The 21658-nt window shown below is 73.6% G+C and carries 20 protein-coding genes; 18 read left to right on the forward strand and 2 right to left on the reverse strand.

Annotated features, from left to right (window positions below):
- Window positions 1-253: 253 nt before the first annotated feature.
- Genes AC07EG_RS28820 through AC07EG_RS28860 form a run of 9 tightly spaced genes read left to right on the forward strand, consistent with a single transcriptional unit; the run spans window position 254 to window position 10125 of the window.
- Window positions 254-1084: a hypothetical protein gene (locus AC07EG_RS28820; protein ID WP_478256339.1), complete on the forward strand. Its 831-nt coding sequence runs from the start codon at window positions 254-256 to the stop codon at window positions 1082-1084.
- Window positions 1077-2045, forward strand: coding sequence for a polysaccharide deacetylase family protein (locus tag AC07EG_RS28825; protein WP_478256340.1), 969 nt, complete (start codon window positions 1077-1079; stop codon window positions 2043-2045). Before AC07EG_RS28820 ends, AC07EG_RS28825 begins: the two co-directional genes overlap by 8 nt.
- Window positions 2045-3250 (forward strand): O-antigen ligase family protein, encoded by a 1206-nt coding sequence (locus AC07EG_RS28830; protein WP_478256341.1) that lies wholly within the window; start codon window positions 2045-2047, stop codon window positions 3248-3250. The genes AC07EG_RS28825 and AC07EG_RS28830 overlap by 1 nt, the downstream gene beginning before the upstream one ends.
- Entirely contained in the window at window positions 3216-4301 is a 1086-nt protein-coding gene (locus AC07EG_RS28835) for a glycosyltransferase (RefSeq protein ID WP_478256342.1), read from the forward strand. The genes AC07EG_RS28830 and AC07EG_RS28835 overlap by 35 nt, the downstream gene beginning before the upstream one ends.
- On the forward strand, window positions 4298-5191 hold the full coding sequence (locus AC07EG_RS28840) for a hypothetical protein (RefSeq protein WP_478256343.1): 894 nt from the start codon (window positions 4298-4300) through the stop codon (window positions 5189-5191). Before AC07EG_RS28835 ends, AC07EG_RS28840 begins: the two co-directional genes overlap by 4 nt.
- On the forward strand, window positions 5188-6456 hold the full coding sequence (locus AC07EG_RS28845) for a glycosyltransferase family 87 protein (RefSeq protein ID WP_478256344.1): 1269 nt from the start codon (window positions 5188-5190) through the stop codon (window positions 6454-6456). Before AC07EG_RS28840 ends, AC07EG_RS28845 begins: the two co-directional genes overlap by 4 nt.
- A complete protein-coding gene (locus AC07EG_RS28850; RefSeq protein WP_478256345.1) occupies window positions 6453-7922 on the forward strand; it encodes an oligosaccharide flippase family protein in 1470 nt (489 codons plus the stop codon). Before AC07EG_RS28845 ends, AC07EG_RS28850 begins: the two co-directional genes overlap by 4 nt.
- Window positions 7919-9028, forward strand: coding sequence for a glycosyltransferase (locus tag AC07EG_RS28855; RefSeq protein WP_478256346.1), 1110 nt, complete (start codon window positions 7919-7921; stop codon window positions 9026-9028). The genes AC07EG_RS28850 and AC07EG_RS28855 overlap by 4 nt, the downstream gene beginning before the upstream one ends.
- Complete coding sequence (locus AC07EG_RS28860) at window positions 9025-10125, forward strand: glycosyltransferase family 4 protein (protein WP_478256347.1); 1101 nt, start codon at window positions 9025-9027, stop codon at window positions 10123-10125. Before AC07EG_RS28855 ends, AC07EG_RS28860 begins: the two co-directional genes overlap by 4 nt.
- A gap of 235 nt (window positions 10126-10360) precedes the next feature.
- On the opposite strand, the gene AC07EG_RS28865 is transcribed toward AC07EG_RS28860, so the two are convergent.
- Both AC07EG_RS28865 and AC07EG_RS28870 read right to left on the reverse strand, forming a co-directional pair.
- A complete protein-coding gene (locus AC07EG_RS28865) occupies window positions 10361-11806 on the reverse strand; it encodes a putative glycoside hydrolase family 15 protein (protein WP_478256348.1) in 1446 nt (481 codons plus the stop codon).
- Window positions 11803-13215 (reverse strand): sugar transferase, encoded by a 1413-nt coding sequence (locus AC07EG_RS28870; RefSeq protein WP_478256349.1) that lies wholly within the window; start codon window positions 13213-13215, stop codon window positions 11803-11805. Before AC07EG_RS28870 ends, AC07EG_RS28865 begins: the two co-directional genes overlap by 4 nt.
- A 383-nt stretch (window positions 13216-13598) precedes the next feature.
- Here AC07EG_RS28870 and AC07EG_RS28875 point away from each other — a divergent pair, with 383 nt between their 5' ends.
- From AC07EG_RS28875 to AC07EG_RS28915, 9 genes are all read left to right on the forward strand, one after another.
- Window positions 13599-14408 carry a glycosyltransferase gene (locus AC07EG_RS28875; protein ID WP_478256350.1) on the forward strand — a complete coding sequence of 270 codons (810 nt, stop codon included), beginning with the start codon at window positions 13599-13601 and terminating at the stop codon, window positions 14406-14408.
- A gap of 5 nt (window positions 14409-14413) precedes the next feature.
- Complete coding sequence (locus AC07EG_RS28880; RefSeq protein ID WP_478256351.1) at window positions 14414-15739, forward strand: FAD-dependent oxidoreductase; 1326 nt, start codon at window positions 14414-14416, stop codon at window positions 15737-15739.
- Between the two features lie 6 nt (window positions 15740-15745).
- Window positions 15746-16966 carry a non-hydrolyzing UDP-N-acetylglucosamine 2-epimerase gene (gene wecB / locus AC07EG_RS28885; RefSeq protein WP_478256352.1) on the forward strand — a complete coding sequence of 407 codons (1221 nt, stop codon included), beginning with the start codon at window positions 15746-15748 and terminating at the stop codon, window positions 16964-16966.
- 212 nt (window positions 16967-17178) lie between these two features.
- Window positions 17179-17508: a hypothetical protein gene (locus tag AC07EG_RS28890; protein WP_478256353.1), complete on the forward strand. Its 330-nt coding sequence runs from the start codon at window positions 17179-17181 to the stop codon at window positions 17506-17508.
- A gap of 118 nt (window positions 17509-17626) precedes the next feature.
- Window positions 17627-17983: a hypothetical protein gene (locus AC07EG_RS28895; RefSeq protein ID WP_478256354.1), complete on the forward strand. Its 357-nt coding sequence runs from the start codon at window positions 17627-17629 to the stop codon at window positions 17981-17983.
- Between the two features lie 182 nt (window positions 17984-18165).
- The gene (locus AC07EG_RS28900) at window positions 18166-19014 is read left to right on the forward strand and encodes an IniB N-terminal domain-containing protein (protein WP_478256355.1); all 849 of its coding nucleotides are present in this window, start codon (window positions 18166-18168) and stop codon (window positions 19012-19014) included.
- A gap of 282 nt (window positions 19015-19296) precedes the next feature.
- Window positions 19297-20100: an alpha/beta fold hydrolase gene (locus AC07EG_RS28905; RefSeq protein ID WP_478256356.1), complete on the forward strand. Its 804-nt coding sequence runs from the start codon at window positions 19297-19299 to the stop codon at window positions 20098-20100.
- Window positions 20100-21341, forward strand: a complete 1242-nt coding sequence (locus AC07EG_RS28910; protein WP_478256357.1) for a PP2C family protein-serine/threonine phosphatase — start codon at window positions 20100-20102, stop codon at window positions 21339-21341. The genes AC07EG_RS28905 and AC07EG_RS28910 overlap by 1 nt, the downstream gene beginning before the upstream one ends.
- Entirely contained in the window at window positions 21338-21658 is a 321-nt protein-coding gene (locus tag AC07EG_RS28915; RefSeq protein WP_478256358.1) for an STAS domain-containing protein, read from the forward strand. The genes AC07EG_RS28910 and AC07EG_RS28915 overlap by 4 nt, the downstream gene beginning before the upstream one ends.

A 21658-nucleotide genomic window follows, 5' to 3' on the forward strand; every position in this document is an offset into this window, starting at 1 on the left:
GTGACCGGAATCGACCGTAGCCCGACATTCACCGGGACCGTCCTTTCTGCATCGGGAAGCACTCGAATGTGCGACCAGCTATCCGCGGGCATCGGTCATTTCGTTACCGCGACCACCGGAGTTCACTCGATCGGGAATTGAGGTTCACGCGTTTCCTCACGTCAGCGCGGGTGCGCCGGAAAAGGCATTCCTCCAATGGGTTCGCCGGTTTCCGCTGCCTACACTTCTGCGGGCAGAACAGCTGAGGAGTGGAATGCTCGGATACCTGGTACTCACGGCGTCCACGGGGATGTACGCACTGGGCGTGGTCGCGCAGGGACTGGCCGCGCGCCGCGCCGGCGACCGGGCGGTCTCGGACCTCGGTTTCCTCACCCGCCTGCTCGCCGACCGGTTGTACCTGCTGGGTTTCGCCGGGCAGGCCGGTGGTTTCGTGCTCGCCTACTTCGCCCGCGCCACCCTGCCGCTCTACCTGGTGCAGGCCGGTTCCTCGGCGGCGGTCGGGGTCGCGGCCGTGTTCGGCGCGGTGGTGCTGGGCTGGCGCGTGCGCCCGGCGGAGGTCACCGCGCTGGCGGTGATGGCCTGCGGCCTGCTGCTGCTCGCCGGTTCCTCGGAAACCTCGCCCGCGAACGAGATCCCCACCGGGCTGGCCCTGTCGCTGCTCGCCGTGCTCGCGGGCGGTGCGGCCGCGGTGGTGGTGCTGGCCAGGTCGGGGGCGGCGCTGCTGCTCGCCGTCCTGGCCGGGGTCGCCTTCGCGCTGGTCGCGGTGACCAGCCGGGCGCTGGCCGGGCTGCCGCTGGCCGAGGTGCCGCTGCACCCGCTGGCGTGGCTGATGGTGCTCGCCGCGGTGGTCGGCCAGGCCGCGCTGGCCTTCGCGCTGCGCACCGGCTCGGTCACCTCGGCGGTGGCCTCGATGGACGCCACCACCGTCGTGCTCGCTTCGGTGACCGGCATCGCCGCGCTCGGCGACCGGGTCGCGGCGGGCAGGCAGTGGTGGGTGGTGGCCGGGCTGACCCTGGTGGTGGCCGGGGTGCTGCTGCTGGGCGCGGTGCGCGAAGCCCGGGCGGAGGTCGCGGCCGGTGCGTGAACTCGCCAGCGTCTCACTCGACCTGGACAACCTGTGGGCGTACCTGAAGACCCACGGCGACCCCGGCTGGGCGGACCGGCCGAGCTACCTGGCCACCGCCGTGCCGCGCCTGCTGGCGCTGTTCGGCGAGCAACGTCTGAGCACCACGGTTTTTGTGGTGGGCGCGGACGCCGAGCGCGAGGACGGTGCCGCCGCGGTGGCCGCCATCGCCGCCGCCGGGCACGAGGTGGCCAACCACTCCTTCTCCCACGAACCCTGGCTGCACCGGTACGACCGCGCTCGGCTGGAAGCGGAACTGGTGCGCACCGAGGACGCCATCGCCGAAGCCGGCGCCCCGCGGCCCCGTGGTTTCCGCGGTCCCGGGTACAGCCTCACGCGGGACCTGGTGGAACTGCTCGACGAACGCGGTTACACCTACGACGCGAGCACCCTGCCGACGTGGATCGGCCCGCTCGCCCGCGCCTACCACAACCGCGGGGTCACCGAGACCGACGCGGGCCAGGAGCAGTTGTTCGGCGGTTTCGGCCAGGTCCGGGCGCCGGTGGGGGCCTACCGCTGGCGCGTCGGCGGGCACGCGAGGCTGGTGGAACTGCCGGTCACCACGATGCCGCTGCTGCGCCTGCCGTTCCACGGCACGTACCTGCTGCGCCTGCACGAGGCGTCACCCCGGCTGGCCAGGCGGTACTTCACCACCGCGCTGCGGCTGTGCCGCCTGCGCGGGGTCACCCCGTCGCTGCTGCTGCACCCGACGGACGTGCTCGACCGCGCCGAAGCGCCGGGGCTGGAGTTCTTCCCCGGCATGGCGTTGCCCGGCACGCGCAAGGTCGAGCTGCTGCACTGGCTGCTCGCCGAACTGCGGCGGCACTTCGACCTGGCCGGGGTGGGCGCGCACGTGGCGCGGTTGCAGGAGGCCGGGGTCCCGCGCGTCCGTGACGCCGGGCTGCTGGCGGCGGGCGGGTGATGCGGACCGGCGCGGGCGCCGGGCTGCTGCGCGCCCTGGCCTGCCTGACGGTGGCCTCCGCCCCGGTGGAGGGTTACCTGATCGCCCTGCACCCGCACCTGGCGAAGCTGCCCGTGGTGCTGCTCGCGCTGACCTGGGCGGTGGTGCGGGCCCGGCGGCGGCAGCTCCCGGTGCCGCACCCGGTGCACCTGGTCCTGCTGGTGCTCGCCGCGGCGGTGCTGGCGACCGCGGCCGTGCACGTGACCGAGCCGTTCGCGCTGGCCTACACCGTGCGCTGGCTGCCGTTCCTGCTGACCACGGTCATCCTGCTCGACGTGGCGGCCCGCGAGGTGCCGATCCGGGCGCTGTTCGCCGCGGCCGTGGCCGGGGCGGTGGTGGCCGGGGCCGGGGCGCTGTACAGCCTGGTCGTCGAAGGCCGTTCGCGGGCCAGCGGGCCGCTGACCGATCCGAACGACCTCGCCTACGTGCTGGTGGCCGCCGTGCCGCTGCTGGCGGCGCTGACGGCGGACCGGTGGCGCGGCCGGGTCGTCACCGGGCTCGCGGCCGTGGTGCTGGTCGCCGGTGCCGCCGCCACCTTCTCGCGGGGCGGCGGGCTGGCGCTGCTCGCCGCGGGCGCCTGGCTGGTGGCCCGCCGCGCCGTGCCGGTGCGGGTGGTGGCCGGGGTGGGCGTCTTCGTGGCCGGGCTGGGCCTGGCCGCGGTCGCGTTCGCCGGACCCGAGCTGGCCAGGGCGAGCAGCGAGAAGGCGTTCATCGCCCAGTCCAATGTGGACACCAGGGAGCTGCGCTGGCAGGTGGCCGCGCGGATGCTGGCCGAGCACCCGGTCACCGGGGTCGGGCCGGGTGGTTTCCGCAGCGAGTACACGCCTGCCTCCCGGCTGGCCGAGGTCGCCGAGCAGACGCCGGTGGCGCACAACATGTACCTCGAGGTCGGCGCGGAACTCGGGGTGCCGGGCCTGCTCGCCTTCTTCGGCGTGCTCGCGGTGGCCTGGTTCGCCGGTGAACGGGCGCTGCGCGGTGGCGCCGACCGCCGGCTCGTGGTGTCGCTGCAGGCGAGCCTGCTCGCCGTGCTGGTGGCCTCGCTCTTCCTGTCCCAGCAGTACTACCTGCCGCTGTGGTTCCTGGTCGCGCTGGCGTGCGCGGCCGAGGTGGCCACCCGCCGAGGAGAAACGGATGACGACGATGCGCGTGCTGCACGTGATCAGTGAAATGGGTACCGGGGGAGCCGAAGCGCTCGTCGGGGAGATGGTGCACCGCGGACCCGGCTTCGGCTGGGTGTCCGGGGTGGCCAGCGGCGGCGGGCACCGCGCCGAGGCGCTGGGGGCGCAGGGCGTGCCGCTGTTCACCGTGCCGGTGGCGCGGCGCACGGCGGCCGGGGTGCTCCGGGCGGCCGGGTCGGCCCGCGCCGCCGTCCGGGCGTTCCGGCCGGACGTGGTGATCGCGCACAACGTCTCGGCGAGCGTCTCGGCGAAGTGGGCGGTGCTGGGGCGCGGGGTGCCGGTGCTGACCGTGTTCCACGGGGTGGCCGAAGCCGACTACCCGGCCGCGGCCCGCGTGCTGCGGCACACCTCGGACGTGGTGGTGGCGGTGGCCTCGGTGATCGCCGGGCGGCTGCGTGCGGCCGGGCTGGCCAGACCGGAGGTGATCCGCAACGCCGTCACCCTGCCGTCCGAAGTGGACTCCCGGGCGGCCGTGCGGGCGTCGCTCGACCTGCCTGCCGACGCCCCCGTGGCGCTCTGCCTGGCCCGGCTCGAACCGCAGAAGCGGCACGACGTGCTGCTGGACGCCTGGGCCAAGGTCGACGGGGACGCGATCCTGCTCATCGCCGGGGACGGCAGCCTGCGCGAGGAACTGATCGAGCGCGGTGCCGAACTCGGCCTGTCGGAGCGCATCCGGTTCCTCGGCGACCGCACCGACGGCCCCGCCCTGCTCGCCGCGGCCGACGTCACCGTGCTGACCAGCGACTGGGAGGGGCTGCCGATCGCGGTGCTCGAATCGCTGGCCGCCGAACGGCCGGTGGTGGCCACCGACGTAGACGGCGTGCGCGAGGTGCTCGGCCGGGGCGGCGGTGTGCTGGTCCCGCCGGACGACCCCGGCGCGACCGCGGACGCCCTGCGTGAGCTGCTGGCCGACCCGCTGGCCCGGCAGTCCGCCGCCGCCGCGGGACTGGCCACCATCCGCCGGGAGTACCACCCCGACGGGCTGATGAGCGCCTACGACGACCTGCTGCGCACGCACCTGCTGGGAGCCCGCAAGTGATCCCCGGCCGCGAAGCCCTGCGGGTGGTCGCCGTCGGCGTCGGGGTGGCGTTGCTGGCCGGGACCGCCGTGCTGCTCGGCACCGGGTTCCGGGGCACCGCCTACGAAGGCCGGGTCGCGTTGCTGTCCGGGCCCAGCACCGCGGACGTGCCCGCCGGTGGCGCCCAGTACGGCGAGGTGGTCTCGCTCTCCCTGCCCGCGCTGGCGCAGTTCGCCCGCAGCCCGTCGGTGCTGCGGGACGCCGCGGCGAAGGTGCCCGGCGCCCCCGCCCCGGACGAACTGGCCCAGCACGTGTCGGTCGAACTGGTGCCGGCCTCCGGCCTGGCCCGGCTGACCGTGCGGGCCCCGGACGAGGCCGTGGCGGCCGGGCTGACCACGGCCGTGGCGGCGGCGATGATCGACGCCGAGTTGCTGGCCCCGGTCGGCCGCCTGCGCCTGCTGGACACCCAGCCCGAGGTCGCGCTCGTGCGGCCCGACTGGCCGGTGGCGATCGGCCTGGCGCTGGCGGCGGCCGCGGCGGCCGGGCTGGCGGCGGCGCTGGCGTGGCGCCTGCTGCACCGGCGCGCCGGGGCGCCCGCCGTCCGCGACGCGCTGGCGGCCGCGGGCATCCAGCGTCCGGTGCCGGTGCTCCGCGACGACGACCCGTCGCTCACCGACCGCCTCGCCGTGCTCGCCGAAGCCGCCGAACGCCCGGTCCGGGTGCTCGCCGTGCACCCCGACCTGACCATCCGCGCCAAGGAACTGCACGGCGAACTGGACGCCGGGCGGACCACGGCGGGGGCCGCGGTGATCGCGCTGGTCCCCGGCGGGCGCCGGCGGCAGCCGGAACTGACCGCCGCGGCGGGTGTGCTGCCCGGGGATTCGGTGCTGGTCGCCGTGGTGCTGGCATGAGGACCCGCCACCGCGTGCTCACCGTGCTGGCTGTGGCCGCCGGGGTGCTCGGTGCCTGGCGCGCGCTGCGCCCGGCGCAGGAGGTCCCGCTGCCGACGCCGGAGAACCGCGCCGAGGAACGCCTGCAGGACTTCCGCGACGCGCTGTACTTCCCGATCCGGGAGTTCCTCGACGGCGGCAATCCGTACCACCCGGCCGAGATGTTCGCGCAGTGGCCGGTCCGCCAGGACTTCAACCTGTACCAGCCGTACCACCTGGTGGCGCACCTGCCGTTCGCGCTGCCCGGGTACCGGGCGGGCGCGGTGGCCTTCGCCGTGGTGTCGCTGCTGTTGCTGCTCCTGCTCGCCTACCTGACCGCCGTGCGCCTGCGCCCGTACCCGCCGCTGGCCGTGGGCACCGCCGTGGTGGCGGCGCTGCTGGTGAGCAGCCAGGTCGGCAAGGCCCAGCTCTACGTCGGGCAGGTCAACCCGCTGGTCGCCGCCGGGGCGGCGGGCGCGCTCCTGCTGCGTGAGCGCAGTCCGCGCTGGGCGGCGGTGGCGCTCGCGTTCGCCTGGCTCAAACCGCAGTTCGGCTTTCCGCTGGCGGTGCTGCTGTGCTGCCGCGGCTCCCGGAAGGCAGCCGGGTACGGCACGCTCGCCGCGGCCGTGGCCAGCCTGCCCGTGCTGGTGGTGCTGGTGGTCAACGCGGGCGGGATCGGGCCGTTCGCCGGGACCATCCTGGCGAACCTGGAGCACGCGCGCGGCACCACCTACGGTGCGGTGGATTCCCTGACCTCCCAGCGCATCGACCTCCCGGCGGTGCTCTTCCGCAGCACCGGCTGGCTGCTGCCCGGCGCGGAGGTGCTGGCACTGGTGGGCGTGCTCGCCGTCAGCGCGGTGCTGGTGCGGCGGCTGGACCGGCTGGGGGACCCGGACGCCGCCGCGGCCGCCGATCTGCTCGTCTGCCTGGCGGTGGTGGTCTGCGTGGTGCACCAGCCGGGCGACGTGCTGATCGCGGTGCCCGCGCTGGCGGCGGCCGCGGTGGTGTGGTGGCGACGGCGGCGTGAAGCGGGCTGGGCCGCGCTCGGCCTCGCGGTGGCGGCGGCCCTGGTGCCGTTCGCCCACCTCCACGCGGTCGACGTGGTGCTCACCTCGGTGCTCGGGGAACGCGCGGCGGTCACCGCGGACGGGCTCGCCGTGGGCTGCGCCTGGGTCGCGCTGGCGGTGTTCGGCACGCGGGTGACCCGGCGTGCCCGCGTCCCCGAGCCGGGTGCGGTCGCCGCGTGAGCGACCGGCTGGCCGCCGCGGCGGTGCGCGGGTCGCTGTGGCTCGGGCTGGTGAACCTGCTGAGCAAGTCCAGCCAGGTCCTGGTCACCCTGGTGCTGGCGGCCTTCCTCAGCGAGGGCGAACTGGGCGTGGTGACCCTGGTGGTGGCCGTGGTCAACATCGGCCAGGTGGTCCAGTCCATGGGCGTCTACGACCTGATCAGCCGGACCGGGCGCGAACCCCGGCGCATGGCGGGCACCGTGCTGACGCTGAGCGTGGGCGTGGCCGCCGGGCTCGCCGTCGTGGTGCTGCTGGTGGCGGAACCGGCCGCCACCGCGCTCGGGGCACCCGCCGCCGCGCCGCTGCTCGCGCTCGCCGGGCTGAGCCTGCCGTTCTCGGCGGCCGGTGGAGTCCAGATGGGACTGATGCACCGCGACCTGGACTTCCGGCGGCGGCTGCTGCCGGACGCCGGGGCCGCGGTGCTCGGCGCGGGCGTGACCATCGCGCTGGCCGCGCTCGGCGACGGACCCCGCGCGCTGGTGCTCGGCCTGCTCTGCACCGCGATCGCGCAGCCGGTGCTGGGCCTGCTGGCGGGCGGCTGGATCCGCCCGCGCTGGGAACCGGCGGCGGTGACCGAGGCGGTGCGCTGGATCGCCGTGGTCGGCCCGGCGGCGATCGTGGCGATCCTGCTGGTCAACGTGGACTACCTGCTGGTCGGGCACCTGCTCGGCGCGGACGCGGTCGGGTTGTACTCACTGGCCTACCGGATCGCCTGGGTGCCCTACATCACCGTGGCCATCGTGCTCGGCGCGGTCGCCTTCCCGGTCTACAGCAGGCTGATCCGCACCGGCCACCGCGGTGAACTGCCCACCGCCGTCTCCCGGTTCACCCGCGCGGCACTGGTGCTCACCGGCGGGCTGTACCTGCTCATCGGCGTGCTCGGCGACCGGGTGGTGCTGCTGGGGCAGCGGTGGGCCCCGGCGGCCGGGGTGCTGGTGGCGCTGTGCGCCTACGGGGTGGCGATCAGCCTGCTGCACGGCTGGTACGAGGCGATCAGGGCGGCCGGGCGGGCGCGGCTGTACCTGGCGCTGCAGGCCGGGCACCTGGTCGTGCTGGTGCTGATGCTGCTGCTGTGGACCCGCCACGGCGTGCTCGCCACCGCCGTCACCCAGGCCGCCACGGCGTGGCTGCTGGTGCCCGTCACCTGGACGCTGCTGCGGCGGCTGGGCCTGGTGAACCCGTTGCCGGAACTGGTGGCGCTGCTCGCCCGCGTGGCCGGTGCCGGGCTGGCCGCCGGCGGCGGGGTCTGGCTGCTGGACCGGCTGGGCTGGTTCGGCCCGCCGTCCTCGCTCGCCGGTTCCGCCACCGCGGCCGCGGTGCTGCTGCTCGGTTACACCGGCGCCACGCTGATCGCCCAGCGCGGTGCCGTTCGCGAACTCGCCGGCCTGCGCCGGCGCCCTCGGAAGATCCCTGGAGAACAACGGTGAAAATCACGCACGTGACCCAGCCGGTGGACGCCGGCGTGGCCGGGGTCGTCCTCGACCTGGTCACCGACCAGCGCGACCGCGGCTGGCGGGTCGACCTGGTCTGCCCGCCCGCCGGTCCGCTGGTGGACCAGGCCGCGGCCCGCGGTGTCCAGGTGCACGCCTGGCCGTCGACCCGCGCACCCGGGCCGGGGCTGGCCGCGGAGGCGCTGCGGCTGCGCCGGATCCTCACCCGGCTCGGGCCGGACGTGGTGCACCTGCACAGTTCGAAGGCCGGTCTCGCGGGCAGGCTGGCGCTGCGCGGCACCACGCCGACGATCTTCCAGCCGCACATGTGGTCGTTCCAGAGCGCCGACGGCCTCCTGCACCGGGCGTGCCGCCGCTGGGAAGCCCTGGCTTCGCGGTGGACGCACCAGCTGGTGTGCGTCAGCGAGGACGAGCTCGCGGCCGGGCGGGCGGCCGGGGTCCGCGCGCCCGCCGAGGTGGTGTGCAACGGGGTGGACACCGAGCGGCTGCACCCGGCGGGCCGGACCGCGGCCCGCCGCCGGCTCGGCCTGCCGCCCGGTGCGCCGACCGCGGTGTGCGTGGGCAGGCTGGCGCCGCTCAAGGGGCAGGACCAGCTGCTCGCGGCGTGGCCGTCGGTGCTGGCCCAGGTGCCGGGCGCCCGGCTCGTGCTGGTCGGCGCGGGACCGATGGGCGAGGTGTGGCGGGCCAGCCACCCGGTGGCGCGGGACGCGTCGGTGGTGTGGTGGGGCCACGGCGACCACGCGGCCGACTTCTACGCCGCCGCCGATGTGGTGGTGCTGCCGTCCCGTGCCGAGGGCATGGCGCTGGTGCCGCTGGAGGCCATGGCCTGCGGCCGCCCGGTCGTCGCGTTCGACGTCGGCGGGGTGCGGGAGAGCGTGGGGGACACCGGCCAGGTCGTCGAGCCGGAGGACATCGCCGGGCTGGCCGAGGGGATCGTCGCCCGGCTGGCCGATCCCGCCGCCGCCGCGGACGAGGGCAACCGGGCCAGGGAACGGGCGGTGGACCTGTTCGACCACCGGCGCATGAACGGGCAGCTGGCGACGCTGGCGGAGAAGCTGGCCGGAACGGTGGCGGCCCGGTGAACCGCCGTCCGCGCATCGCCTACCTGCTGACCCAGGACCGGGGCGGCCCGGTCGACCTCACCGTGCGGCTGGCCGCCGCGCTGATCGACTCCGGGAGCGCCGACGTGCGGGTCTTCGGCCCGCGCCCGGCGCGGTCGGCGCACCTGCTGGACGGGCACTTCGCGGAGATCTCCGTGGCGCGCAAGGGGGACCTGGCGGCGGGCGGCCGGGCACGCGCGGCGCTGCGGGCCTGGCGGCCCGACGTGGTGCACGCCCAGGACCGGCGCGCCGGCCTGGTCAGCGCGGGGCTGCGGCGCACGGCGGTCGTGCAGACCTACCACGGTGTCCCGGACGACGTCTCCGACGCGTGGTTCCGGGGCCTGCCTTCGGCGAGCGCGCCCTCGCGCTACACCAGAACGGTGCTCGCGGCGGACGCCGTGGTCGCCAGGGCGGTCCGGCACACGCTGGTGCCCGCGGCGGACATGGGCGAGTTCCTCCGCACCCGGCTGCGGGTGCCGCGGCGGCGGTTGCTGCGGATCGACAACTGCGTGGAGCCGCTGCCGAGCCGTCCGCCGTCCGGGCCGGTGCGGCACCTGTTGTTCGCCGGGGTGCTGGTGGACCGCAAGGGGGTGCTGGACCTGCTGCGGGCGCTGGAGGAGCCGGGCACCATGCCGCCGGACGCCCGCCTCACCATCGTCGGCGACGGCCCGCAACGCCCCGAGGTGGAACACGCGGCGGCGCGGCTGGGCGGCCGGGTGCACCTGACCGGGTTCCGCACCGATGTCCCCGCCTGGCTCACCCGCGCCGACGCACTGGTGCTGCCGTCCACCATGGAGCAGCAACCACTGGTGGTGGCCGAGGCGATGATGGCGGGCAAGCCGGTGCTGGCCACCGACACCGGTGGCGTGGCGGACATGCTGACCGTGCCCGGCGCGGCGCGCTACCTGGCCGCCCCGGGTGACGTCCCCGGCTTGGCGGCGCAGCTGCGCGCCCTGTTCGCCGACCCGGACCCGGGGCGGACGGGGGAGCTGCTGGCACGGGCTGCGCGGGCGCGGTTCGATCCGGCGGTTTGCGCGGAGAAGCACCTGGCGCTGTACCACTCCCTGCTGGACACCTGACCGAGCGGTGGCGCCACCCGGCACGGTGATGCTCCCCTGCCGAACCTGACCGGAGGCAGCGCTCGATGGCGCCGACTTGGTTGCAGAGCGCTTGGCCGAACGGGTGGTGGTGTGCTCGGATCACGGGCGGCAGCGGGAGAGGAGTGCCGGGCTCGGCCAACCGGGCGGTGGCGTGCTGTTCGAGATGGAAGGCGGCAGTGGAGGTGCCGATTGGCCGGGAGAGCGCGGGGCTCGGCTAGCCCGGAGGTGGCGGGGCGCTGCTCGTAACCGAAGGCAGCAGTGGAGGTGCCGAACTCGCCGGGGAAGGTGCCGGACCAGAAGACGGCGCCGGGCTCGAGGGAGCTGGGCTCGACGGGGCCGGGCTCGAAGAGGGTGGCGCCGCCGCGCGCAGGAGGACCACGCCATCCGCGGCGGGCAGGTCCAGTTGGCTGACCGGGACACCGTCGAGCCGGGCCATGCCGGCCGGAGGGGTCAGAGCCACCGTTTTCGAAGTGGGGTTGACCGCGACCCAGCCGTTGGTGAACTCCCGCGCCCACACCCCGCTCGACAGGCGCGTGGCCGCGTCGACGGCCTCCCCGAGCGGGGTGTCGTGCAGCTTCGAGTATTCCGGCTGGTGGTAGTCCTTGGTGTTCGCCGGCATCCAGCAGCTCTTCGGCCCGGCCAGCATGGCGGCGCTCGCGTAACCCGCGCGTTCCTCCCGCGCCTCGGTGACCCTGGTGACCAGCAGCAGCCACGACTCGCCCAGTGCCGCCTGCGCTCGCAGTTCCTGCCACTCGTTGCCCTGGAACGTCAGCAGCTCCCCGGAACCGCCGTCGTCGCGGAAACCGAAGTTCTCTTCCATGGCCCCGCCGAACCGCGAGTGCGCGGTCCACCGGCCCGGGATGAGGTGCGTCTCGGACACGTTCGGCACCAGCGTCTTCCCGGCCTTCGCCAGCGCTTCCCCCGCCACCGACATCAGCGCGTCGAGGCCCTCGCGGAGCAGTTCGTCGGTGGCCTTCGCGTCCGCGGTGCCCTTCAGCACGGCGGAGGAGTAGTGGCTGAGGGAGTTGAAGTCGTTGTCCGCCAGCACCCCGTCCCAGCCTTCGCGAACCACCTCGGCGCTCACCGCGGCCGCCCACGCCTTCTGGTACTCGGGGTTCCAGACGGTCATCTGCCAGTGCCGGGGATAACCGCGCCACTCGATCCGCCTGCCCGCGGTGTCCAGGGCGAACCACTCCGGGTGTTCGCGTTCGGCGGCGTAGAAGCCGATGCCGGAGGGCAGGTAGGCGGCGTCCTTGCCGTCCTCGACCGCACCGCGGTAGTCGCGGGTGCTGGACAGGTCCTTGTAGACCAGCACCGTCAGCTGCGGGTTGAGCCCCTTGAGCCGCCGCATCGCCGCGGTTTCCGTGGCGTTGAGCACCACCACCTTGTACCGCTTCGCCGCGGTCACCAGTTCCGCGTCGGTCGGCCGGTCACCGATGGCGTACCACCACGCGCAGGGGGGCACGGCCTTGGGCGGCGCCGCCCGGCGCGGCAGGTCACCGGTCCCCGGCAGCGGATCCGGTGCCGGGGCGGGCACCGCGGCGGGGAACGGCGTCGGGGTCTCGAACACGTCGTGGCCGGCCCAGCCGAACAGCAGGCCGAGGGCCAGGAGTGCCACGGCTCGCCACAGCGTGCCCCGCTTGGACCGGCCTGCGTTCACTGCTTCCTCCGCCTGAACAGTTCACCCACCGTCAGCAGCACGATCTTGAGATCCAGCCACAACGACCAGTTCGCGATGTAGTAGTTGTCGTACCGGGCGCGGTCGGCGATCGAGGTGTCCCCGCGCAGGCCCTGCGCCTGCGCGAACCCGGTCAACCCGGCCGGAACCCGGTGCCGTGCCCAGTAGAGGTCGTGGATCGCGGAGAACTCCCGCACGAAACCCGGCCGTTCCGGGCGCGGCCCCACGATGGACATGTCCCCGCGGAGGATGTTCCACAGCTGGGGCAGCTCGTCCAACGAGGTGCGCCGGAGGAACCCGCCCACCGGGCCCACCCGGCTGTCGCCGGCCACCGACCACCGCGTCTGCGAGTCATCCTCACCACCCGGCCGGACGGTGCGCAACTTGAACAGCACGAACGTGCGGCCCCCCAGGCCGACGCGGGTCTGGCGGAAGAACGCCGGGCGCCCGCTCTCGGCCAGCACCAGCACCGCGCAGGCGGCGATCACCGGTGCCAGCACCACCAGCGCCGCCCCGGCCAGCACGATGTCGGTCAGCCGCTTGAGCCACCAGCTCGGCTGCACGGTGGGCGCGGTGCTCAGCCGCATCAGCGGGTAGGTGCGCAGCCGCTCGACGTCCCGGCCGTCCTGGTACAGCTCGAACATCCGGGGCACCACCAGGGTGGTGCAGCCCTGCTGGTGCGCGGCGATGGCCACGTCGACGATGGGCGGGTCCTGCGCGTGGGAGAAGGCGATCACCACGGTGCCCACCCGCAGCCGGTTGATCAGCTCGGGCAGGTCGCCGTCGAGCAGTTCGACCGGCAGGCGGTCGCGGTCGATGCCCGGCTCGGCGTCCACGATGCCGACCGGTTTCAGGCCGAACTCGGGGTGTTCCAGCATGGTCCGGACCAAATCGGCACCCACCTTCCCGGCCCCGACCACCAGCGTGCGGTCGCACCGGCCGAAGCGGCGGCGGCCCCAGCGGCCCACGGCGAGCACGCACAACCGCGCCGGTTCGCCGATGACGGCGAACAGCAGCACCAGCCACTGCGCGGCGACTAGCCCGCCACCGCCGTGCCCGGTGCCCAGCGCGAGCACCGTGACCAGGCCGAGGGTGACGGCCGTGGCGGCGGCGGACCGCGGCACGTCGTGCAGCCAGGACAACCACAGCCGCTTGCGGTACAGCCCGCCGCAGGCGCGGATGCCCAGCAGCGCCAGCGCGGTGACCGCACCCCAGCGCGGGCCCGGCGCGACCACGCCGAGGGCCACCAGCACCGCGGCCACGTCGGTGACCAGCAGCAGCACGGCGACCGCGTTGACGCGCTCGGCCAGTCTCTGCCACCACGGCAGCTCACGGGGCGGGCGCGGGGCGGTCACCAGCAACGGTGGCCGCACCGGGCTGAGCCGGGTCACCGCGGATCACCCCCGGGCGAGTTCCCGGTGGCGGCGGGGTGCCGCGGTTCCACAGGTGCCACCGCTTCGAAGCGGTGCCGGGCGAACGGCATTCCGGCGGGTCCTTTCCGTGGTGATGCGAAAACATGCGGATCGCCGAGTTCGAAAATTATTCCCGGTGACGGCGAAGCAGGGTACGGGTTGCACATTCTGCCGGAAAAGCAAAGGTCCTGTGGACGGTAATTCACCCGTTCTGATGTATGCGATTTTTCGGAATTGCAGGTGATCGGGCACCCGGGGTCCACTTTCCAGTGGTGGCGATCAAGTGGTGCCGCCGGACGACCGAAAAAACGCCTACGTAGGCGGTCGTCCGGCCGACGAGGAACCGAGGAGTGAGGACCAGCGTGCGCATCCGTTCGAAAACTGTGCCGGCACCGGGCGGAATGGCGGGTGCGGCGGTCGGCGGCACCGCGCACGTGGTTTTGCCGGCGTACAACGAAGCCGCTTCCCTGCCCGCGCTGCTGGACCGGCTGGCCGGGGTGGCGGAGGACGAAGAACTGGTCGCCTGGGTGGTCGACGACGGCTCCGCCGACACCACCGCGGCGGTGGCGGAGGCCGGGGTGCCCGGCCTCGACGTGCGGCTGGTGCGCCACCCGGTCAACCTCGGCCTCGGCCAGGCCGTCCACTCCGGACTGCGCGCGGTGCTGGAGGTCGCGCGGCCGGACGATTTCGTGGTGGTGATGGACGCCGACGACACCCACGACCCGGCGCTGGTCCCGGTGCTGCGCTCGGCCCTGTCCGCCGGCGCCGACCTCGCCATCTGCTCGCGGTTCACCGGCGGTGGCGACGACACCACCGCGCCGCCGTTCCGGCGGGCGCTCTCCCGCGGCGCGGCGGTGCTGTTCCGGCGCGTGCTGAACGTGCCCGGGGTGCAGGACTTCACCAGCGGCTTCCGCGCCTACCGCGTCGGACTGCTCGAACGCGCCAGCAAGCACTGGGGTGAACGGCTGATCGAGGAACGCGGTTTCGCCTGCATGGTGGAACTGCTGATCAAACTGCGCTACTGCCGCCCGGTGATCAGCGAGGTGCCGCTGCACCTGCGCTACGACCGCAAACAGGGCGCGAGCAAGCTCAAGATCGGGCGCACGGTGGTGCAGTACCTCCGGTTGCTGACCCGCGACCGGCTCGCCCCGCCGCCCTACCGCACCCTCTGAACCCGATGCACGACACCAACAGCGAAGTCGTGGTGATCGGCGGCGGCATCGCCGGGCTGGCCACCGCCCACCGGCTCACCCGCTCCGGCGTTCCGGTGACCCTGCTCGAGAGCAGCGACCAGCTCGGCGGGCTCGGCACCTTCTTCCCGCTCGGCGAGCAGTGGGTGGAACGCTTCTACCACTGCGTCATGCCCACCGACGAGCACCTGCTCGGCCTGCTCGCGCAACTCGGCCTCGCCGACGACGTGCGCTGGCGGCGGACCAGCATGGGCATGGTCGTGGGCACCGACCGGTACCCGTTCAACTCGGCGGCGGACCTGCTGCGGTTCCGGCCGCTGACCCCGGCGCAGCGCGTCCGCTTCGGCGTGGTCTCCCTGCTCCTCCGCCGTCTCGGGCGGGGGAAGGACCTCGACCGCATCCGCACCGAGGACTGGCTGCGCGGGCTGTACGGCGATGTCATCTGGGAGAAGCTCTTCCTGCCGATGTTCGGCTCGAAGTTCGGCCCCGCCTTCGCCGACGTGCCCGCCCTCTACCTCTGGCAGCGCCTCGGCCGGGAACGCAACGTGGCCGTGCGCGGTTATCCCGATGCGGGTTACAAGTCGATCATCGACCGGCTGCGGTCGGCCATCGAATCCGGCGGCGGGCGGGTCCGCACCGCCACCCCGGTGCACGGTGTTTCCGGGACCGGCGGCCCGATGCGGGTCCTGCTCGGCGACGGGGAAGTGCTCGACTGCGACCGGGTGGTCTCCACCGTGCCGCTGCCGCTGCTGCGGCGGCTGGCCGAGCCGGACCTCGCCGCCCGCCTGCCCGAGCACGACCTGGCCTACCAGGGCGTGGTCAACGTGCTGTTCTTCCTGAAGCGGCCGCTGGAACGGCGCTACTGGACACCGGTGCTGCACTCGGCGGCGGAATTCGACGGCGTCGTGGAGATGACCGAGCTGACCGGCACCGAGCGCTACGGCGGCCGCCACCTCGTCTACGCCATGCGGTACACCGACCGCGGTTCCGCGTTGTACCGGCAGGACGAAGCGGCCATCGCCGAGCGCTGGACCAGCCAGCTGGTGCGGCTCTACGCTGACCTGCCCCTGACCCCGGCGGACGTCGACGAGGTCAGGGTGTTCAAGGCACCGTTCGTGGAGCCGGTCTACCCGCTCGGTTACGCCGATCGGCAGCCGCCGGTGGAAGTACCCGGGACCCACCTGCTGCTGGCCACCACCGCACACGTCTACCCCGAAGTCACCAGCTGGAACTCCAGCGTCGGCCTCGCCAACGCGGTGGCCGCCCGGGTGCTGGCGGCCCGGCGGCACAGCAGGACGCCGAACGAGGTGTGAGCCACCGTGGACACGAGTGAACCCGAAGTCCAGTTCGTCATCGGCACCCGGCCGGAGGCGCTGAAGATCGCCCCGGTCGCCGCGGCCATGCGCCGCCGCGGCAGGCTCCGGCCGCGGGTGGTGGCCAGCGGGCAGCACCCGGCGATGGTGCGCCAGGCGCTGGCCGTGTTCGGCCTGACCCCGGACGAGGAACTCCCGGTGCGGCGGAGGATCGGCAGCCAGCCGGAGTTCTTCGCCAGCCTGCTGCCCGAACTGGACGCGCTGTGGCAGCGGCGGCCACCGGCCGCGGTGGTGGTGCAGGGCGACACCACCACCACCTTCGCGGCCGCGCTGGTCGCGTTCTGGCACCGGTTCCCGGTGGTGCACCTGGAAGCCGGCCTGCGCTCGCACGACCTGTCCGCGCCGTTCCCGGAAGAAGCCAACCGGCGGTTCGTCAGCATCGCCACCTCGCTGCACCTGGCGCCGACCCCGGTCGCCGCCCGGCACCTGGACAGCGAGGGCGTGCCGCGGGCCAGGGTGCTGGTCACCGGCAACACCGCGGTGGACGCGGTGCAGTCGATCTCCGCCCGCCACCGGGAGTTCGCCGAGCCAAGACTGTCCGATGTGGAGTGCCGGGCCCTGGCCGGGCGGCGGCGCGTGGTGCTGGTCACGGTGCACCGCCGCGAATCGTGGGGCCGGCCGATGGACCGGGTGCTGCGGGCGGTGCGCGCGCTGGTGCAGGCGCACGACGACCTCGAGGTGGTGCTGCCCGCCCACCCCAATCCGGCGGTGCGCGCCCAGGTGGAACGGAGCCTTGGCGGCTGCGAACGGGTGCTGGTCACCGGGCCGCTGGAGTACCCCGACCTGGTGCGGGTGCTGGCGATGAGCACGCTGGTGCTGTCGGACTCCGGTGGCATCCAGGAGGAGGCGCCCACGTTCTCGGTGCCGGTGCTGGTGCTGCGCGACGTCACCGAACGGCTCGAAGCCGTGGAGGCGGGCTGCGCGGCGCTGGTGGGCACCGACGAGGCCCGCATCCTGGCCGCCGCCGGAACCCTGCTCACCGATCCGTCGGCCGCGGCGGCGATGGCCGCCAGGGGCAATCCCTTCGGCGACGGGCTGGCGGCGGAACGGGCGGAGGGCGCGGTGGCGCACCTGCTCGGGCTGACCGACGCCCGGCCCCGGCCGTTCGAGGGGCGGGCGCGGCCCCGGCTGCGGCTGGTGCCCGGGCCGCGCGGGGCCGGCCGGTGACCACGGCCGCCGATCCGGCCCGCGGCCGCCGCGGAACCGGAAAACCAACTCCACCCGGTTGGGCGACACAATTACCGGTCACGGGCTCGGAAGCCTACCCGATAGGTGTAATCGAATAACTACAGGCCGAGATAGTCGGTATGTTCCCGGTGTGCCAAATCCGCCGCGCCTCCGTGTGCGGAATCCACTGCTCAACAGTTGAGGAGAACGCTGTGCTGAAAAAGATCGGCCTCGCGCTGTTGACCGCGGCCGCGGGCACGATGGCCCTCGGCGGGGTCGCCTCCGCGCAGGGCCCCGAGGACGACGACCAGGTGGGCCTGGTCAACCTCAACAACGTCGACGTGCTCCACAACGTCGACGCCACGATCGGCTTCTGCGACAACGACGTCAACGTGCTCGGTGTCCAGGTGCCGGTTCGCGATGTGCTCAACGGGGTCGGCGTGCCGATCCTGTCCCCCGGCGAAAACGAGGCCGAAGGGCAGAGCCCGGACAACTGCGCCAGCAGCGGCGTGGTCGACGGCGGCTCGGTCCAGGACGGCTGACCCCCAGAACTCGCGGCACCGGTTCCGGCGACCGGGTGCGGCGATCGCGGCGGTGCCGCCGGAGTCCACCGGGCCCGGCGCCGCCGCACTTTTTCCCATCCCAACAAGGAGTTCCTTGATGATCAAGAAGATCGGAGCCGTCGTCGGCTCTGTCGCTGTCGGCGTTCTCATGTGCGGTGGCATCGCCTCCGCGGGCGACGAGCGCCCCCACGGCTGGCAGGACGGCGTCGAGCACGACGACCAGGTCGGCCTGGCCAACCTGAACAACGTCGACGTGCTGCACAACGTCAACGCCGCGCTGGGCGTGTGCGACAACAACATCAACGTGCTCGGCGTCCAGGTCGTGGTGGAGGACGTCGCCAACGGCATCGGTGTGCCGATCCTGTCGCCGGGTGAGAACGAGGCCGAGGGCCAGACCCCGGAGAACTGCGCCAGCGGTGGCGTGCTCGACGGCGGCAGCGTGCAGGACAACTGATCCGTCCGCATTGCCGGGAAAAGGGTCCCCAGCGTGTGCTGGGGGCCCTTTTTTCCGTGGATCGGCGAGTGCGCGCGGGGTGGTGAATTGCGGGTATCGCCGCTGTGTACCATTCGCTCGACGCCTTTTTCTCGCGGCGTGCGCACCCGGTGTTTCCACCCATTTCCCCGAGGAGTATTCGAGTGTCTTCCGCTGATCAAAGCCTGCACGAATTCGTGCAGCACCTGCTCACCGACGAGACCGCGCGGGCGGCCTTCGACCTCGACCCGGCGACCGCGCTGGCCGACGCCGGCCTGCCGGAGGTCAGCGGGCTGGACGTCCAGGAGGTCATCCCGCTGGTGCTGGACCAGAACCCGCCGGGCGCGGTGTCCGAGCCCGACCTGGACTCGATCTTCGACCTGGCCGGCTCGGCGGGCACCGACGGCGCCATCCAGCAGCTCAAGGGCCTGAGCGCGCTGGCGGGCGACGGCGTGCTCGGCTCGGTGGCCGGGACGGACCTGCGGGAATCGGTCGAAGACCCGCTCAGCGAGATCTCGGTGGCCCGTGAGGTCACCGGGGACAACATCTCCCTCGACGGCATCTCCCTCGACGGGCTGCGCACCCCCGACCTGGCCGATGGCGACGCCCCCGGCCCGGTGGCGGTGCCCGCCCCGCCCGAGCCCCCGGTGGACAGCGCGGAGGCGAACCCCTTCGGCAGCGGGTACACCGTGCCGGACGGCCTCGCCGGCTCGGTGGACGTGGCGGGCCAGGGCTATGACTTCAGTGACTTCGATGACTTCGATGAATTCGGTGACTTCGGCCAGCACTACCCCGGTGAGGAGGCGTCGCACCTCGGCGCGCCCCGGGCGATGGACGACGACCCGCTGGCGGACGGCCTCCCCGACGCGGTCCCGGCGGACCTGCCGGCTCCGGAACTGTCCGGTTTGGACCAGTCCACCGCGCTGGTCAGCGACAGCCCGCTCGGTGCGGTGACCAGCGGGGTCGACCTGCCGGACGTCGGCGGCATCTCCGGCGACCTGGCGGACCTGTAGCCCACCCCCGGATGCCCCCTCGGTGCCGGGGGAATGTCGGAACGCACGGCACCGAGGGGAATGCACCGGGCCAAGGCGGTGCATGCGGCTCAGGTTAACCGGGCGGAACGGGGTTACCGGCGGGCAACAAGCTTTCGGGCGACGGGCCCGGGCGGTCTCGCGGTGGTTGAGACCTCGATCGGGTCAACTCCGGTGCGCGAGCACCTCACGTTCCCGCTCGGTCAGCGCGCTGAGCCCCCGGCGGGTGAGCGCCGCGGGGCCGGGAGTGGGAGGATGCCCGCCATGGACATCATCGGCAGGAACAACGTGGTCGTCAACGGGCCCGAGGACGCGCCGGTGGTGGTGCTGGCGCACGGGTTCGGCTGCGACCAGCACATGTGGCGGCTGGTGGCGCCGACGCTGGCCAGGACGCACCGCGTGGTCCTGTTCGACTACGTGGGTTCGGGCCGCTCGGAGCTGTCGGCGTGGGACGAGCGGCGGTACTCCTCCCTGGACGGGTACGCCCAGGACGTGCTCGACATCTGCGAGGAACTCGACCTGCACGACGTCACCTTCGTCGGGCATTCGGTGAGCGCGATGGTGGGCGTGCTGGCGGCCAAGGCCGCACCCGGGCGGTTCGGCGGGCTGGTCCTGCTGGTGCCGTCACCGCGGTACATCGACGACGAGGGTTACCGCGGCGGGTTCAGCGCCGAGGACATCGAGGAGCTGCTGGCGTCGCTGGAGTCCAACTACCTCGGCTGGTCCTCGGCCATGGCGCCGGTGATCATGGGCAATCCCGACCGGCCGGAGCTGGGCGAGGAGCTGACGGCCAGCTTCTGCGCCACCGACCCGGAGATCGCCGGGGTGTTCGCCCGCACCACCTTCCTCTCCGACAGCCGTGCCGACCTGCCGGGCGTGCGGACGCCGACGCTGGTGCTGGACTGCACCCAGGACGTGATCGCGCCGCCGGAGGTGGGGGCGTACGTGCACGCGTCGATCCCGGGCAGCACGCTGCGCACCCTGGCCGCGGTGGGGCACTGCCCGCAGCTGAGCGCGCCGGAGGCGACCACCGCCGCGATCCTGGACTTCCTCGGAAGCCGGCGTTGATGTCCCACCACGGGCGCTGCCCGGCCCAGCCCGACGACGCGAGCACGAACGCGACCTTCACCGCACTGCTGGAGGACAGCGCCGAGGAGCTCTACGAGCTGGCGCCGTGCGGTTACCTGTCCACGCTGATGGACGGCACGATCGCGAAGATCAACGGCACGCTGCTGGACTGGCTGGGGTACCAGCGCGAAGAGGTCGTCGGGCGGATGCGGTTCGCCGACCTGCTCACCGTCGGCGGCAAGCTCTACCACGAAACGCACTTCGCGCCGATCCTGCACATGCACGGCGAGGCGAACGGCATCGCACTGGAACTGCGGACGGCGTCGCGCGGCAAGCTGCCGGTGCTGGTCACCTCGGTGGTCAAGCGCGCCACCGGGGGTGAGCCGCTGCTCATCCGCACCACGGTGTTCGACGCCAGGGAACGGCGGGCCTACGAACAGGAGCTGCTGCGGCGCAAGCAGCTCGCCGACGAGGCCCGCAGGCAGGCCGACGAGGACCGGGCCAGGTTGCAGCACGCGCTGGCCGTGCTGCAGAAGAGCCTGCTGCCCGAGACGCTGCCGGAGGTGCCGGGCCTGCGGTCGGCCGCCTACTACCACGCGGCGTCGCCGGACCAGCTCGGCGGCGACTTCTACGACCTGTTCCCGCTGGCGGGCGACCGGTGGGCGTTCTTCCTCGGCGACGTCTGCGGCAAGGGGCCCGAGGCCGCCGCGGTGACCTCGCTGACCCGGTACACCCTGCGCACCGCCGCGATGCACGACCCCGACCCGGTCACCACGCTGAAAACCCTCAACGCCGTGCTGCACCAGCGGTACACCGGCGGGGACAACCGGTTCTGCACCGCGGTGTTCGGCACGCTGGAACCCGAGGGCGACGGCATGCGGGTCCGGCTCGCGGCCGGTGGGCACCCGCCGCCGTTGCTCACGCGCGCGGACGGCGGTGCCGAGTACCTGCGCACACCCGGCGGCATGCTCGTCGGGGTCCTGCCCACGCCGGTGTTCACCCCGGCGGAGACGCTGCTGCGCCCGGGGGACACCCTGCTGCTCTACACCGACGGCCTCACCGAAGCCCGCATCGGGCGGGAACGGCACCTCTACGGGGAGGAGTCCCTGCTGGCCCTCGCCGGTGAACTGGCTCCCACCTCACCCGCCACGCTGGTCTCGGCGCTGACGGAGCTGCTGAGCGGTTTTGGTGACGGTCTCAACGACGACGCGGCCCTGCTCGCCCTCGGGGTCCGCCCGTGAACACGCTGACCGCCACCACCCGGACCAGACCGGACGGCGCCCTGCTGACGGTCACCGGTGATCTCGACTTCGCCAGCGCGCCGCTGTTGCGCGAGGCGGCCGAGGCCGTGGTGCTGGTCTCGGGCCAGTGCCTGGTGCTGGACCTGTCCGGGATGACCTTCTGCGATTCGGGCGGGCTCACCGCGTTGGTCGCCGCCCACCGCCACGCCACCGGGGCCGGGGCCGGCATCGTGCTGGCCGGGGTGCCCGACAGCACCCTGCGCATCCTCCGCGTCGTCGGCCTCCTGCCGCTGTTCGAGCTCCGTCCCAGCGCCTGA

The sequence above is a fragment of the Amycolatopsis sp. NPDC045836 genome (assembly GCF_056431745.1).